2 protein-coding genes are annotated in these 516 nt (G+C 47.7%); both read left to right on the forward strand.

Annotated elements, in window-relative coordinates; all coding sequences use genetic code 11:
• The first annotated feature begins 13 nt into the window (after nt 1–13).
• Nucleotides 14–148 carry a DUF5072 family protein gene (locus tag NIE88_RS22965; RefSeq protein WP_373689486.1) on the forward strand — a complete coding sequence of 45 codons (135 nt, stop codon included), beginning with the start codon at nt 14–16 and terminating at the stop codon, nt 146–148.
• Between the two features lie 11 nt (nt 149–159).
• Nucleotides 160–516, forward strand: a 357-nt coding sequence (locus tag NIE88_RS22200; RefSeq protein WP_253065749.1) for a phage major tail protein, TP901-1 family, incomplete at its 3' end; no start/stop codon positions are given.

Here is a 516-nt window from a genome sequence, read left to right on the forward strand (position 1 = left end):
CGAGGACATTGAACTGCCGGACGGCTACGAAATGATTCTGCAGGTACCAAACGGCGTGTCACAGATTCTCAACGAGGAAGACGGCACCAAGCATGCCATCATCGGCTATGACTTTGTCGTTTTCTCAGGCTATAAGGTCAAAATTTAAGGAGGAAAACAATGGCTGCTGAAACAGAATTATATGATCAACTAACCAGTCGGCTTAATTCAGCGACCGCTGGTAAGGATATTTTGTTGTCACTGTGGAATGCGACGGGTGATAAGCTGTTAGCGCTTGCCGGCCAGCAGGGGCTGACGATTAACCGGGATAAAGATACGGTGGAAGTAACCTCAAAGGATACGCAGGGCGGCTGGAAGGAATACCTGGGTGGATTTAAGGAATGGTCAATTGACAATGATGGTGTGTATGTTCGGAGCGACGAATCTCATAAGCTGCTGATCCAGGCCTATGAGAATGACGATCTGCTCCTGATTAAAGTCACAAATAAAAAAACGCAGACCGATATGTTCGGCGGG

Source organism: Sporolactobacillus shoreicorticis, from assembly GCF_024125445.1.
Classification (GTDB): domain Bacteria; phylum Bacillota; class Bacilli; order Bacillales; family Sporolactobacillaceae; genus Sporolactobacillus; species Sporolactobacillus shoreicorticis.